This window comes from Brasilonema sp. UFV-L1, assembly GCF_012912105.1.
Classification (GTDB): domain Bacteria; phylum Cyanobacteriota; class Cyanobacteriia; order Cyanobacteriales; family Nostocaceae; genus Brasilonema.
This window is the reverse complement of the sequence record NZ_QMEA01000062.1, coordinates 65,915-81,548: the sequence shown is the minus strand read 5'-3', so window position 1 is coordinate 81,548 and position 15,634 is coordinate 65,915. Positions and strand designations below refer to the sequence as shown.

The 15,634-nt window shown below is 44.1% G+C and carries 7 protein-coding genes and 1 pseudogene; 4 read left to right on the top strand and 4 right to left on the bottom strand.

Features of this window, described 5'->3' with window-relative positions:
- Nucleotides 1-374 precede the first annotated feature (374 nt).
- The 3 genes from DP117_RS18430 to DP117_RS18420 all read left to right on the top strand — a co-directional run bounded on the left by DP117_RS18430 (nucleotide 375) and on the right by DP117_RS18420 (nucleotide 9,782).
- Nucleotides 375-5,960, top strand: coding sequence for a filamentous hemagglutinin N-terminal domain-containing protein (locus DP117_RS18430; RefSeq protein ID WP_169219733.1), 5,586 nt, complete (start codon nucleotides 375-377; stop codon nucleotides 5,958-5,960).
- Between the two features lie 697 nt (nucleotides 5,961-6,657).
- Complete coding sequence (gene iscB, locus DP117_RS18425) at nucleotides 6,658-7,941, top strand: RNA-guided endonuclease IscB (RefSeq protein WP_169219732.1); 1,284 nt, start codon at nucleotides 6,658-6,660, stop codon at nucleotides 7,939-7,941.
- Between the two features lie 95 nt (nucleotides 7,942-8,036).
- Nucleotides 8,037-9,782 (top strand): NFACT family protein, encoded by a 1,746-nt coding sequence (locus DP117_RS18420; RefSeq protein ID WP_169219731.1) that lies wholly within the window; start codon nucleotides 8,037-8,039, stop codon nucleotides 9,780-9,782.
- A 4-nt stretch (nucleotides 9,783-9,786) separates the two neighbouring features.
- On the opposite strand, the pseudogene DP117_RS36315 reads toward DP117_RS18420, so the two are convergent.
- From DP117_RS36315 to DP117_RS18400, 4 genes and pseudogenes are all read right to left on the bottom strand, one after another.
- Nucleotides 9,787-9,957, bottom strand: a pseudogene (locus tag DP117_RS36315) (nuclease); the annotation flags it as partial.
- A 109-nt stretch (nucleotides 9,958-10,066) separates the two neighbouring features.
- Nucleotides 10,067-10,318, bottom strand: a complete 252-nt coding sequence (locus tag DP117_RS18410) for a hypothetical protein (protein WP_248277708.1) — start codon at nucleotides 10,316-10,318, stop codon at nucleotides 10,067-10,069.
- Nucleotides 10,315-10,557, bottom strand: coding sequence for a DUF2281 domain-containing protein (locus tag DP117_RS18405; protein ID WP_169219730.1), 243 nt, complete (start codon nucleotides 10,555-10,557; stop codon nucleotides 10,315-10,317). The genes DP117_RS18410 and DP117_RS18405 overlap by 4 nt, the downstream gene beginning before the upstream one ends.
- A gap of 352 nt (nucleotides 10,558-10,909) precedes the next feature.
- On the bottom strand, nucleotides 10,910-12,022 hold the full coding sequence (locus DP117_RS18400) for an S-(hydroxymethyl)glutathione dehydrogenase/class III alcohol dehydrogenase (protein ID WP_169219729.1): 1,113 nt from the start codon (nucleotides 12,020-12,022) through the stop codon (nucleotides 10,910-10,912).
- 1,531 nt (nucleotides 12,023-13,553) lie between these two features.
- Here DP117_RS18400 and DP117_RS18395 point away from each other — a divergent pair.
- Nucleotides 13,554-15,578 (top strand): nucleoside-diphosphate sugar epimerase/dehydratase, encoded by a 2,025-nt coding sequence (locus DP117_RS18395; RefSeq protein WP_169219728.1) that lies wholly within the window; start codon nucleotides 13,554-13,556, stop codon nucleotides 15,576-15,578.
- Nucleotides 15,579-15,634 lie beyond the last annotated feature (56 nt).

Genomic DNA, 15,634 nt, shown 5'->3' with positions numbered 1-15,634 from the left:
CGCCAAAGCTACGCTTAGGCTCCCCTCCCCTTGCCAAGGGGAGGGGATAAAGGGGAGCCAGCGCCTTGCGGTGAGACCAGTGCTGCAGGAGGGTCTCCCTCCGCAGGCATCTGGCGAACCCGGAGGGGGGTTCCCCCCGTTGTGGCATCTGGCGTGTGGGGTGGAGTCAACGTGGCAATCATAACTAATTAGCCGAACATGATATGAAAGAGGTACACAGTTGAATCTATAAAAACTACAAAGTTTTGTCAAAAAATCTTACAAACAAGCACTAGAGCCTACAAACCTGTTATTAGTACTCTATAGACAATTTTACTTGTCTAATTGCAGTATTTTCCTCAACTTCATAATTTTAAACTTGTAGGCTACTGAGTATGAAGCAGGTGCATCACCCGTTCTTTTTCCTCACCTTACCTCTGGCAACTCTAGGAAGCTTTACTTATTTCACCGTCGCAACAGCACAAATTACTCCGGATAACAGTCTCGGTGCAGAAAGTTCTGTCGTCACTCCCAATGTTGAGATTAAGGATATTCCTAGCGACAGGATTGATGGGGGCGCAACTCGTGGGGCGAACCTATTTCATAGTTTTCAGGAATTTAATATAAATGCAGGTAGAGGAGCTTATTTTTCTAATCCGGCTGGGATTGCAAACATACTCACCAGAGTGACTGGAGGTAATCCCTCGAATATTCAGGGTGTCTTGGGTGTGTTGGGCAAAGCTAACTTGTTCTTTATCAACCCCAATGGAATTATATTTGGACGAAATGCCCGGTTGGATTTGGGTGGTTCTTTTTTGGGAAGTACAGCAAATAGTCTGATATTTAAGAATGGGTTTGAATTTAGCGCTACCAATCCGCAAGCACCGCCATTGTTAACTATAAATATTCCGATTGGGTTAGGATTTCGCAACAATCCGGGAAGTATCACCAATCAGTCTAATCAGCCGACTATTGTTGATAGTAGGGGCAATCCTATTGGTCTTACTGTTCCTTCTGGAAACTCCTTAGTACTAGTTGGTGGTGACATCAACTCAGATAACGGGAGAATCACAGTACCAGGTGGACGAGTGGAGTTAGGAGGATTGGCTGGGGCGGGAACTGTTGGACTAGATGTTACTTATAATACTTTTAAACTTAATTTCGGTGGTGATAGTTTGCTCTCGAATATCACTCTGGCGAATGATGCACGAGTGGCTGTGCGGGGGAATGGAGGAGGAGATATTGTAGTTAATGCAAATAACTTTACTGCAACGAATGGTGGACGGTTGACAGCTGGAACTGAAGGAGAGGGAAATGCAGGCGATATTACCCTCAATGCAAAGAATTTCAACTTCTCTGGTGTTGGGCAGAGTGGAGTCGGTGCTGGTGTGTTCAACGATGTACAACCAGGATCAACCGGCGATGGTGGCAAGATTAATATTACAACTGGCTCCCTATCCTTAACCGATGGCGCTGAAGTGAGTGCCAGCACCTCTGGACAAGGGAATGCAGGCAATGTCACGATTAATGTCACTGGACCAGTGACGATTGCTGGGGTCAAGGACGGATTGTCCAGTAGGATTCGCAGCTTTGTGGGCACGGGGGCGACGGGGAATGGCGGAAATATTAGTATTTCCTCTGGCTCTTTTTCTTTAAGCGATCGCGCTGTGCTGCAAGCCAGCACATTTGGACAAGGGAATGCGGGCAGTGTGTCGGTGCGAGCCTCCGATTCAGTTTCTCTTACAGGCAGTAACACTGGCATCCTCAGCACTGTGCAAGCAGGAGGTGTGGGCAAAGGAGGCAATATCGACATTAACGCTGCTTCACTTTCCCTCAAAGATGGCGCTCAACTGCAAACCTCAGTTCTTGGAGCATCTAACAACCAGCCAGCCGGAAGGGGAGATGCAGGCAATGTCAGTGTTGATGTCACAGGACCAGTGACGATTGCTGGGGTGAGGGATGGACTTCCCAGTGCGATTTTTAGCGATGTGGAAACGGGGGCGAGGGGCAATGGGGGAAATATTAGTATTTCCTCTGGTTCCTTCTCTTTAAGCGATGGTGCTCAACTGATTGCCAGCACCTTTGGACAAGGGAATGCAGGTAGTGTGTCGGTGCGAGCGTCTGGTTCTGTTGAGGTTGTCAACGGAGACATTTTCAGCACAGTGGGAGCAGGAGGTGTGGGCAAAGGTGGCAATATCGACATTAAAGCGGCTTCACTTTCCCTTAAAGATGGTGCTCAACTGCTAACCACAGTTCGTGAAGCATCTGACACCCAGCTAGCCGGAAGGGGAGATGCAGGCAATGTCAGTGTTGATGTCACAGGACCAGTGACGATTGCTGGGGTGAGGGATGGACTTCGCAGTGCGATTTTCAGCGATGTAGAAACGGGAGTGATAGGCAATGGGGGAAACATAAATATTTCCTCTGGTTCTTTCTCTTTAAGCGATGGCGGCAGACTGTATGCCAGCACATCTGGACAAGGAAATGCAGGTAGTGTGTCGGTGCGAGCGTCGGGTGCAGTTGAGCTTGCAGGCAGTAGTAGTGCTATCTTCAGCACAGTGGAACCATCCGGTGTGGGCAATGGTGGCAATATCGACATTAAAGCAGCTTCACTTTCCCTTAAAGATGGCGCTCAACTGATAACCTCAGTTCTTGGAGCATCTAACAACCAGCCCGCTGGAAGGGGAGATGCAGGCAATGTTACTGTTGATGTCACAGGACCAGTAACGATTGCTGGGGTCAAAGACGAACTTCCCAGTGCGATTTTCAGCCGAGTTAACACGGGGGCGAGGGGCAATGGGGGGAACATTAGTATTTCCTCTGGTTCTTTCTCTTTAAGCGATGGTGCTGGACTGGAAGCCAGCACCTTGGGACAAGGGAATGCAGGTAATGTGTCGGTGCGAGCGTCGGGTGGAGTTAAGCTTGTCGATGCTGGCATCTTGAGCACTGTGGAAGCAGGAGGTGTGGGCAATGGTGGCAATATCGACATTAAAGCGGCTTCACTTTCCCTCAAAGATAGTGCTCAACTGCTAACCCTAGTTCGTGAAAAATCTTCCACCCAGCCAGCAGGAAGAGGGGATGCAGGAAATGTTACTGTTGATGTCACAGGACCAGTAACAATTGCTGGGGTGAAGGATGGATTAGTCAGTGCGATTTTCAGCCGAGTTAACACCGGGGCGACTGGCAATGCGGGGAATATTACTATTTCCTCTGGTTCCTTCTCTTTAAGCGATCGTGCTGAACTGCAAGCCAGAACCTTTGGACAAGGGAATGCAGGTAATGTGTCGGTGCGAGCATCCGGTGCAATTGAGCTTGTCAATGCTAGCATCTTCAGCGATGTGGGAGCAGGAGGTGTGGGCAAAGGTGGCAATATCGACATTAAAGCGGCTTCACTTTCCCTTAAAGATGGCGCTCAACTGGTAACCGCAGTTCGTCGAGCATCTGACAATCAGCTAGCTGGAAGGGGAGATGCAGGCAATGTCACTGTTGATGTCACAGGACCAGTAACGATTGCTGGAGTCAAAGACGAATTTCCCAGTACGATTTTCAGCTCGGTGGGAACAGGGGCGACTGGCAATGCGGGGAATATTACTATTTCCTCTGGTTCCTTCTCTTTAAGCGATCGTGCTGAACTGCAAGCCAGAACCTTTGGACAAGGGAATGCAGGTAATGTGTCGGTGCGAGCATCCGGTGCAATTGAGCTTGTCAATGCTAGCATCTTCAGCGATGTGGGAGCAGGAGGTGTGGGCAAAGGTGGCAATATCGACATCAAGGCAGCAACACTATCTCTCAAAAATGGTGCTCAACTGCTAACCGTAGTTCGTCCAGCGTCTGACACCCAGCCAGACGGAAGGGGAGATGCAGGTAATGTCACAGTTGATGTCACAGGGAATGTGACAATTGCTGGGGTGAGGGATGGACTTCCCAGTGCGATTTTTAGCTCGCTAGGAACGGGGGCGACGGGTAATGGGGGGAATATTACTATTTCCTCTGGCTCTTTGTCTTTAAGCGATGGTGGCAGACTGTCCGCCAGTACCTCTGGACAAGGGAATGCAGGTAATGTCAGTGTTTCTGTCACTGGTTTTGTGACAATTGCTGGAGTCAAGGACGGATTTTCCAGTGCGATTTTTAGCTCGGTAGGAACGGGGGCGACTGGCAATGGGGGAAACATAAATATTTCCTCTGGTTCTTTGTCTTTAAGCGATGGTGGCAGACTGTCCGCCAGTACCTCTGGACAAGGAAATGCAGGCAATGTGTCGGTGCGTGCATCTGATTCAGTTTCTCTTACAGGCAGTAACACTCGCATCTTTAGCACTGTGGAAGCAGGAGGTGTCGGTAAAGGTGGCAATATCGACATCAAGGCAGCAACACTATCACTTAAAGATGGTGCTCAACTGCGAACCCTAGTTAGTCGAGCATCTTCCACCCAGCCAGCTGGAAGGGGGGATGCAGGTAATGTCAGTGTTTCTGTCACTGGACCAGTAACGATTGCTGGAGTTGGTGGCGGAGTTCGCAGTGGGATTTTCAGCTATGTGGACACGGGGGCGACTGGTAATGGGGGAAACATAAATATTTCCTCTGGGGACTTCTCTTTAAGCGATCGCGCTCAACTGAGTGCCAGCACCTTGGGACAAGGGAATGCGGGCAGTGTGTCGGTGCGAGCCTCTGATTCGGTTGAGCTTGTCAATGCTGGCATCTTCAGCGATGTGGGAGCAGAAGGAGTGGGCAAAGGTGGCAATATCGACATTAAAGCGGCTTCACTTTCCCTCAAAGATGGCGCTCAACTGGTAACCATAGTTCGTGAAGCATCTGGCAATCAGCCAGCCGGAAGGGGAGATGCAGGTAATGTTACAGTTGATGTCACAGGACCAGTAACGATTGCTGGAGTTGGTGGCGGATTTCGCAGTGGGATTTTCAGCTTTGTGGGAACGGGAGCAACGGGCAATGGGGGGAATATTGCTATTTCCTCTGGTTCCTTGTCCTTAACCGATAGTGGCAGACTGTCCGCCAGCACTGGTGGACAAGGAAATGCAGGCAATGTGTCGGTGCGAACGTCCAGTGCAGTTGAGCTTGCAGGCAGTAACACTGGCATCTTCAGTATTGTGGAACCAACAGGAGTGGGCAAAGGAGGCAATATCAACATCAACGCTCGAACAGTATCCCTCAAAGATGGCGCTCAAATCACTGCTAGCAGTACTGGTAACGGTGCTGCTGGCAATATAGAAGTTGCTGCTCGCTCTATCCGTCTGGACAATGGTTCAATTATCAAAGCTGACACTGTAGCGGGGCAAGGAAATATCAACCTGGGCGCTCGTGATTTTCTGCTATTACGTCGTGGTAGCAAGATAACTACAAATGCCACTGGCTTAGCGACTGGTGGCAATATCACCATTAATACTAACAATCTCGTCGCCTTTCCAAGGGAAAATAGCGACATCACCGCCAAGTCAGAAGAAAGCTTTGGCGGTTCGATAACCATCAATGCCAAAGGCATCTTTGGTATTGAGTATCGAGCGCAAGAAACAGAATTTAGTGATATCACTGCAAGTTCTGCCCTTGGTCCACAGTTTAGTGGTACGGTGCAACTAAATACACCTGATGTTGACCCCAGTCAAGGGTTATTTGAATTATCAGAAACTGTCATCGATCCCGCACAGCAGATTGCTCAAAATCCCTGTATCAAAGGTTTTGGTAGCAGTTTCACCATCGTAGGACGTGGGGGAGTTCCAACAGATCCAAAGGAAGTCATCAGTAGTGACAATGTGCGGGTTGATTTAGTGAAACCTGTCACCAGTACGGTGAGTTCAACAAGTGCAACTAAGAGTCAGCCATCTACTAGTCCAACTACCAAAGAGATAGTACCAGCACAAGGATGGATATTTAATGAGAAAGGTGAGGTCATGCTAGTTGCTTATGATCCTACCAAAACTGGTCCACAACGCTCCTCACCAACACCTGCTAGTAGTTGTGCTGTGCGTTGACGAATGAGCGCGTGTTGCATTCATGCATATCACCCCACCCCGGTTTTGTCTGACGCCAAAACCTCCCTGCCCCTAATCCCCAGAGGGGATCCCGAGTTCCCCTTAGCAACTACGGTGTACACACCGAAGCGCTCAAAACCTCACCCTCGCTTTTAGCTGCGCTAAAATCTTTCCCTCTCCTTAGTAAGGAGAGGGATGCCCGACAGGGCAGGGTGAGGTTTTGCACCGGATGAGCGGGTAATTCAATGACTTGTGTGTACACCGTAGCCCCTTAGCAAGGGGAGGGGTGGGGCTAGAAGCTCTTTCCCAATGATTATATTGAGGCAGCAGCCCACAGTTATGCATTCCCAGCCTGAGGCTGGGAACGAGAAACAACGAGAAACCCGACTTCTTAAAGAAGTCGGGTTTCTTATTGTGTACGAATGATTTAGGATTGCTATACTGACAATCAGTACCCAAATAACAGCGAGAGCATTTGAAATCGGAGTAATTCGCGACAAATGTGAACCAAACCACCCATAACAGGGTAAACGTTATCCAAGTCACGACACCCTAAGATTCGCTAGTCTTTTGCTCTGTCGCCACCAGTTAAACATCGAGCAATCGAAGTGCTCTTGGCTTAAAAAGCTTGAGATAACAAGGTTGAAGCAAACATTACTTAGAAATAAGGAATGGTCAAACCGACCAAACTCAAATTATGTCAAACTTCGTTTTTCTAATTGATTCCAACAAAACGCCGATAAATCCAATTCATCCAGCACATGCCAAAAAGCTTCTAGAATCCAACAAAGCTGCGGTTTTTCGTTATTACCCATTTACTTTAATAATGAATCGGGTAGTTGAAAACATAGTAACTTATCCCATTACTTTGAAAATAGATCCTGGTTCAAAAACGACAGGGATTGCATTAGTAAATAACCGAGATGAAGTTATATGGGGAATGGAGTTGCACCACAGAAGTGCGGCGATTAAAGATAGTTTGGAAACCCGCAAAGGTGTTCGTAGGGGGAGACGCGCTCGGCACACTCGTTATCGTCAAGCCAGATTTATTAACCGTAAACGTCCTAATGGTAGGCTCAACGCTCCCTCATTGTGGCACCGTGTTCAGACTGTTGAGACTTGGGTGAAGAGATTGTGTAGGTTTGCTCCTATAACCGCAATCGTTCAAGAATTAGTGCGCTTTGATTTACAACAATTAGAGAATCCGGAAATCTCCGACGTTGAGTACCAGCAAGGTGAACTCCAAGGCTACGAAGTGAGGGAATATCTGCTGAACAAGTGGGAGAGAAAATGCGCTTACTGCGGTGCTGAAAATATCCCATTACAAGTTGAGCACATTAAACCAAAAGCCAAGGGAGGTACTAACAGAATCAGCAATTTATGTTTAGCTTGCCAAAAGTGCAACGAGAAAAAAGGAACACAGGATATTGAAAAGTTTCTAGCAAAGAAGCCAGAAGTCCTAAAGCGGATTTTGGCTCAAGCAAAGCGATCCTTAAAAGATGCGGCTGCTGTTAATACAACCCGTTGGGCATTGTTCCACACACTAAAAGCATCCGGTTTGCCAGTCTCGACTGGCTCTGGCGGAAGAACGAAGTTTAATCGTACTAGGTTGCAATTACCTAAAACACATTGGATTGACGCTGCTTGTGTTGGCAGCGTTGATAAGTTGCAGTTAGTTACTTCTAAGGTGTTGGAGGTGAAAGCAACTGGGCATGGATGTAGAAGATTCTGTCGTATCAATAAATATGGATTTCCTTGCACAGCGCCAAAACAAACTTTTAAACATAGCACCACAGGAGATTTTGTCAAAGTCACAATAACCAAAGACAGGAAAAACGTAGCGTCTGGGATTTATGCAGGGAGAGTCAAAACTCCCACCGAGAAAGGCTGCGAAATCGTCATTAACGGTTTTAGGGTCACTTTTTCTAACATGACTGATGTTAAAACGATTCACCGCAATGATGGGTTCAGTTATGTCTAATCGACTTTTCCCGCTCTTGAACAAAATATCCGTTTTGCAGCGATTTCTTCCGATATATTCCATTAATACGCCATCTAATCACATGACTAATCGTTGTGCAAACATTTGACTTTACAACTCTTACCGCTGTTTGTAGCGACATCCGCGCTCACTGGCTACCTGCTCGTGTAGAGCAAGTTTATCAACGCAACAGCTACACGATTGTCATCGCACTCCGCACCCTCAAACAGCGGGGTTGGCTGGAAATTTCTTGGCATCCGCAAGCAGCCCGCCTTCACATCGGTGAACCACCACCAAGAATACCAGATACCTTCACTTTTAGCCAACAATTACTGCACCAGTTGGGTGGTTTGGCGTTGGTAGCGCTTGGTACTATAGCTCCTTGGGAACGTGCTGTTGATTTGCAATTTGCCCGTCGTCCAGGTGAAAGCGCATTATATCACTTATACGTCGAAATCATGGGTAAGTACAGCAATGTTATTCTGACTGATGCTAATAACAGCATTATCACTGTTGCCCATCAAGTTAAACAACAACAATCTAGTGTCCGTCCAATTCTGACAGGACAACCTTATGAAACACCACCCAGTCTCACCGCTGCAGTACCTAGTTTGAATGAATCTCAAGAACGGTGGCAAGAACGGGTTAGCTTAGTACCAGGAGCTATTAAGCGTCAGTTGCTCAAAACTCATCGCGGTGTCTCTCCTTCATTGATACAGTCAATGTTGCTGGTATCTGATATTGATCCAGAAAGTTCGACAGACACCCTAAAAGTTGATGATTGGCAAAGGTTGTTTCAGCATTGGCAAGAATGGCTACAAAAGCTGCAAAGTGAGAAGTTTGAACCTGGTTGGACACAACAAGGTTACACTGTACTTGGTTGGGGTATTGATAAAAGCGCAAAAGATATCCAAGAATTACTCAATCGTTACTACACTGACCAATTTAATCAACAAATATTTTCACAACTGCGGCATCAATTAAGTCAGAAACTGAATAATTTGTTGGAAAAATTACGAGTGAAAGCTGCTACTTTTGAGCAACGCTTGCAGCAATCAGAAAAAGCAGATGAATATCGACAAAAAGCTGATTTGTTGATGGCGTATCTACATGAATGGCAAGTGGGAATGACAGAAATCATTATCCCTGATTTTGAAACGAGTGAACCAGTGAAAATCGCTTTACAGCCGGATAAAAATGCTGTACAAAATGCTCAAAATCTCTACAAACAACATCAAAAACTCAAACGCGCGCGTATTGCTGTAGAACCTTTGTTGACTGAAGTCAATTCTGAAATTGAGTATTTGGAACAAGTGGAAGCAGCGATTTCTCAGATAGAGAATTACAACACAGCAGATGATTTACAAGCTCTTGAAGAAATCCGTGAGGAACTTATTGGGCAAGGGTATTTAGAAGACTCAGAATACCGTCGTCGCAGTCCAAGTGATGCTGCTAGCACTAACTTTTATCATGACCGCACTCCCAGTGGTTTTGAAGTTTTAATTGGTCGTAATAACCGTCAGAATGATCAATTAACTTTTCGGGTAGCAAACGATTATGATTTATGGTTTCATGCTCAAGAGATTCCAGGTAGCCATGTGTTATTGCGTCTGGAACCGGGTGCTGTTCCAGAAGAAGCTGATTTACAATATGTTGCTAACTTAACAGCATACTACAGTCGTGGTCGTCAGAGTGACCAAGTGCCTGTTGTTTATACTCAACCAAAATATGTTTACAAACCCAAGGGAGCTAAACCGGGAATCGCTGTCTACAAGCAAGAGCGTATTATTTGGGGACAACCGCAATTATTAGTAGACATCGCTCTAGAATATCGACAATAAAACATTAATCAAAAATAGAAATTATTTTAATACTAGATACTCTAAACATAGGCTTTGTTTTTTTCTCAGTTGTCACGAATTCCTCTGCACCAACTGACAACGCCGCAGTTATATGAAGCGCGTCCATAGCTGCTAAACCATACTGACAAGCAATGTGATAAGCATCTTGTATTAAGTGGGTGGACAAAATTAAACTCATGGTGGGCATTGCATATTAAAAGCTTGTAACCTTTGCAGAGGAACTGTTTTAGGCAATGCCCACCCTACTGGTATGTTTCATTTATTTATGTCCATCTACTTACTTTTTCTATATCGTTAGCCCAGTAAGTAACAGCACCAAAGAATGATTCGTAAAATTCAGCTTCTGCCGTTTTTCGATTGTAAATTGCTTTAGGTATTACCTCCATTTTGATAAATTCGCTCGAAGCAAATTCGCGGCTTAAATCTGCTAAAAGTTCCAAAGCTTTCTCTGAATCTTCTCCCACACCACGCGCCGCAGTTATTAGCACTCCAGAATCAATAAAAGTTCTCTTCATGTGTCAGTTTCCTTTAATCCTCCACGACGACTAGCAATTTCTTTTTCTATTTCATCTCGACTTAATAAAGGTTCACCAGAAGCAACAATTTTAGAGCGAATTTGGCGTAAACGTTCTCCCAAGGGAGTTTTATTTGCAGAGGTTTTCAAGCTAAGAAATTCAACAAAATCTAAAACTTCCTCTTGTTTGTCTTGTGGAAGGGAACGCCACTTGGTTAATAACTCTTGTTCTGCACTCATCTTTACTACCTACCTCTGTTAACAATTCACTTAGTATTACAGCCCGTCTTATATCCCGACGCTAAACGGAGTACCGTTATAGCGCGGGACTTACGACGAAGAAGTTAAACACCAATCATTTGTATCAAGTCTAAGAGGTTGTTTGTAAAGTCTAAATTAATACCAACCCGGCGATTAGAAATCGCGGCTACACAGACGAAACCCACCTCCGTGGGTTTAAAATATTTGATTTTGTGTTAGTCCGCGCAGGCGGACTTTGCCTGTGTAGTAGCGAATTATATTCGCCCAAAACTTTTAAAACATCCTCTAAGCGTGAAATGGTATTGAAATCCGATTATGTGCTGTTTTTCAACTAATCAAATGTCACCACACTCCGAATTGATTCACCCTTGTGCATCAAATCAAAAGCATCATTTATCTGCTCAATTGGCATGACATGGGTAATCAAATCATCAATATTTATCTTCCCTTGCATGTACCAGTCAACAATTTTCGGCACATCAGTGCGTCCTCTAGCCCCACCAAATGCTGTTCCTTTCCAAACGCGCCCTGTCACAAGTTGAAAAGGACGGGTGCGAATTTCCTCGCCAGCACCAGCAACGCCAATAATCACACTGACTCCCCAACCTTTGTGACAGCATTCTAATGCTTGACGCATGATATTCACATTGCCAATGCATTCAAAACTGTAATCTGCACCGCCTTTGGTTAAGTCAACCAAATAAGCAACCAAATCTCCTTCTACTTCTTTGGGGTTGACGAAGTGAGTCATGCCAAATTTTTCTGCCAAAGCTTTCTTGTTCGGATTAATATCTACCCCCACAATCATATTAGCTCCCACCATCCGCGCCCCTTGGATGACATTCAAGCCAATACCGCCCAAACCGAAAACCACCACATTCGCTCCCGGTTCCACTTTTGCCGTATTGATGACTGCACCAATTCCTGTTGTTACACCACACCCAATGTAACAAACTTTATCAAACGGTGCATCTTCCCGAATTTTTGCGACGGCGATTTCCGGTAGTACTGTATAGTTGGAAAAGGTGGATGTCCCCATGTAGTGATGAATCATCTGCCGATCAATAGAAAACCGACTCGTTCCATCAGGCATGACACCCCGCCCTTGAGTAGCGCGAATTGCCTGACATAGATTGGTTTTGAAACTTAGACAATATTCACATTGACGGCATTCTGGAGTATACAAGGGAATAACATGATCTCCTGGTTTTACACTTGTAACGCCTTCCCCAACTTCCACAACAACACCAGCGCCTTCATGTCCCAAAATTGCAGGAAATAAACCTTCGGGATCGGTACCAGAAAGAGTGTAAGCATCGGTGTGGCAAACTCCGCTGGCCTTGATTTCGACCATCACTTCCCCTGCATGTGGTCCTTCTAATTGAACTGTTTCAATACTTAACGGCTTACTGGGATTGTAAGCTACTGCTGCTTTGACTTGCAAGCTCAGCTTCTCCTTTCTAGGTTTCCTGAAGTACGAACCCCAACATGAAAAATGAGGGGGTTCTTCATAATATCTATAACTTATCGCTCTTCATTCGCACTTTGTACGCCGCAATTTGGGAGTGTCAAAGAAGAAAGACTTGGGGAAGGATGGCTGACGTCTTTCGCTATTCTCAACAAAACTTAAAAAACTGGGTAACTGAGGCGAAAATTAAGGTAAGGCTTGTGTCGTCATTCTCAAGAAACCCAGTTTTTGACTCTCGTGGAAGATATAAGATGGGGTTCGCTCAGAGGATAAAAACTGTACCTGTACACAAAATTATTTGTCTCTGTAAAATGTATTTTACAACACCCACAATAGCAGCTATTTTAGATCTTTTCTTTATATACTTTTTACACTAAAGTTTAGTGAAAAAAAGCAGTGAATTCACTTATAAAATACTGAATTAGGATAAATTTTAGTCAATCTCTACCTAAAACACATGGTTTTTGAATTTAATGTTTCGTTAAAGTGTCGTTGACAATACTGGAAATTGTTGTAACTTAAGAATTATGTGTGTGTGACTAACGACAGCAGTTTTATATCAGGGTTACCAGTAGCAAACAAGTAAACGACTCTCTTTTCTCAGAATTTTAAATGCTTCAAAAGAATAATGCAGAGTCAGAATTACATGACTACTGAAATACACAAAGGTTGTTTTGTTGCAAAGTATCACAGCTAAAAACTTCCTAATATCTATCTTACTCTTTTTCCTTTAATTAAGAGGAAATTTCAAGTGTAGCGCGCACACAGCAAACTAGTAGAAATCGCTTTTGTGACAGGCGTTAGAGCTATATCTACCATTTCTATCCTAACTAGTACACCACGACAGAAATAACTATACAGTTAGAAAGAAGTCAAAATCCAGGTGGGATAAGCATTTCTTTCTCCTAAATTCTGCCGGTTCTCCGGAGTAGGCGTGGCTTTGCGGATGATTCTGACTCCTTGTACTAGTATTTTGAGACTTTTGTAAATCTGGAATTTTCAAAGATTTACACCATTGATGTGAGCAGTTAACCCTATAAATATCTGACTTTTCCGGCTAGATTTTGTCTTGTTTCAAGAAACACATTTTATAACCCTTATCAAGTAAGGATTTTAGAAAAATTGCTAGAAACGAGCTGTTTTTAGTGATGAGTTGATCAGCACTTTTCAGTGAAAACTCATCAGTACATAGTGATGTATTGATCTTTGGGTTGGAGTCCGCCACCATACGCCGTCAGGACTGATAACTGAATCACTGATTGCTGATTTAATGTATCAAAGTTTCTAAAAAAAGAAAGTTTTTCTAGTGCAATGTAGAAAAAACTGCAAAGATATACCTTGCTTGACATAGTTTCATCAGAGAATAATGCAAAAAATGAAAAAAATAGCTGTGTAGATCCCTTACCAACCTCTGTTAAATTCACAAACTTTCAAGCTAGAGTCATCCCTTTTCAGACTTCCATTCTGGAACGACACTTTCTTCAATAATGACTACCAAAGGTTATTCATGAATTCTTTCAGTCTCGAACCAAAATCGAAGAACGGTTTATTAAGTACACTGTTACAACTGAGAAACCGCCATTTGTTCATTTTTGATATCATTGTCTTTTCCATAACACCCTTATTAGCTCTGCTTTTGCTTTTAGATGGTAATCTTGATATTGCTTACTATTCATTGGAGCTAGGACTGGTTACAATACTGTTTTTAAGTGTCAAACTTTGCATATTTTGGAGTCTTGGTTTTTACAGGCGTTACTGGCGCTATGCCAGCATTGAGGAACTGCTATACATAGTTCAGCTCATGGTGGTTGCGATAGTCATCCAAACCCTATTATTTAATCTCCTGAGTTATGGACACTGGGGAATCAATAAAGTACCTCAATTGCTGCCCTTGATTGATGGAATACTTTCGTTTATTTTCATTTTGGCACTGCGCTTTAGTGTTAGGGTTGTGGAAAGAATTAGCGACAAAAATGTACCATCACATTTGAGGGAACGCGTGCTTATAATCGGTGCAGGAAGTGCAGGAGTTTCCTTAGTGGAAGAAATGCAGAGTAATCCTCAAATGGGTTTTTATCCTGTTGCTTTCATTGACGACAATCCCAAAAAATTACACGCGCGTATTCGTGGGATTCCTGTAGTAGGCGATCGCCACAAAATTCCTGAGATGGTGAAATCTCTAGAGATCCAAAAAGCTATCATTGCCATGCCTTCGGTTGCAGGACAAGTCATTCGGGAAATCGTAGATCTTTGCAACACAACTGGAATTCAAACATGTACTTTACCTGGAATACATGAAATCCTAAATGGTCGTGTGCGAGTAGACAGCATTCGGGATGTCAGGATTGAAGATTTGCTCAGACGCGAACCTGTACAGACGGATATTGAACGAGTTTCCCATTTCCTCGGAGGTAAAAAAGTACTGATCACAGGCGCAGGTGGATCAATTGGTAGCGAACTTTGTCGTCAAATTTTCAAATGTTGCCCTGCTGAAATAATATTTGTGGGACATGGAGAAAATTCTGTCTTCAATATTCAACAAGAACTAGACCAAGCTGCCCAAGCACTCAAAAAGAATGCCAAAGTAGAAAAACAAACCCCACGTCTTTTTGCCTTCATTGCTGATATTCGCTTTCAGGAACGCCTCAAACATATTTTTGAGCAATTCCAACCTGATATCATTTTCCACGCTGCGGCTCATAAACATGTCCCTCTCATGGAATTAAATCCACCGGAAGCAATCACCAACAATGTGCTTGGGACAAAAAATTTACTAGAACTGGCGCTACAATACAAAATTAAACATTTCGTAATGATTTCCACAGATAAAGCTGTGAATCCTACCAATGTCATGGGGGCTAGCAAGAGAATCGCCGAAATGTTAGTACTCCAAGCAGCAAAACAAAGTGGTTATCCTTATGTTGCAGTACGTTTTGGTAATGTTTTAGGCAGTCGCGGTAGTGTTGTTCCCACCTTTAAAAAACAAATTGCTGTGGGTGGTCCAATAACAGTTACTCATCCTGAAATCTGTCGTTATTTCATGACCATTCCAGAAGCAGTACAGCTTGTTTTGCAAGCTGCAGTACTTAGTCGTGGTGGAGAAGTGTTAATGCTGAATATGGGCAAGCCAGTCAAAATTGTTGATTTAGCAAAAGAACTCATTCGTCTTTCAGGATATCAAGTCAACAAAGACATTGACATTGTGTTTACAGGGTTGCGACCTGGAGAAAAATTATTTGAGGAATTGTTCATTCCTGGAGAGGAGTACGAACCAACACAACACGAAAAATTAGTTGTTGTGAAAAATGCCAGCAAGATTATTCCCGAAAATTTGGTTGCTATTGTGGAAAGTGTGTGCAAAGCAGCAGCCGATAATGATATTAGTTCCATCAAGTCTTTGCTAGGGCAATTAGTGACAGGATACAAACCAGAATCCTTTCACAATAATGTACTAGCTAATGATTCAAAACATAAAGTTGTCATGCCAAAGCCAAATAGTAATGGGATCACCGCACAACTAAAAGAAGCGTAATCAGAACAACAAAGAATTATTGACCAGGTTGCTCTATTTATCATTCATGAACACAC

What these genes read in the sequence shown, in the direction of transcription:
- DP117_RS18430 (WP_169219733.1), top strand. Translation starts at nt 375, where the DNA reads ATGAAGCAGGTGCATCACCCGTTCTTTTTCCTCACCTTACCTCTGGCA.
- DP117_RS18395 (WP_169219728.1), top strand. Translation starts at nt 13,554, where the DNA reads ATGAATTCTTTCAGTCTCGAACCAAAATCGAAGAACGGTTTATTAAGT.
- DP117_RS18405 (WP_169219730.1), bottom strand. Translation starts at nt 10,557, where the DNA reads ATGAGTGCAGAACAAGAGTTATTAACCAAGTGGCGTTCCCTTCCACAA.
- DP117_RS18410 (WP_248277708.1), bottom strand. Translation starts at nt 10,318, where the DNA reads ATGAAGAGAACTTTTATTGATTCTGGAGTGCTAATAACTGCGGCGCGT.
- iscB (WP_169219732.1), top strand. Translation starts at nt 6,658, where the DNA reads ATGTCAAACTTCGTTTTTCTAATTGATTCCAACAAAACGCCGATAAAT.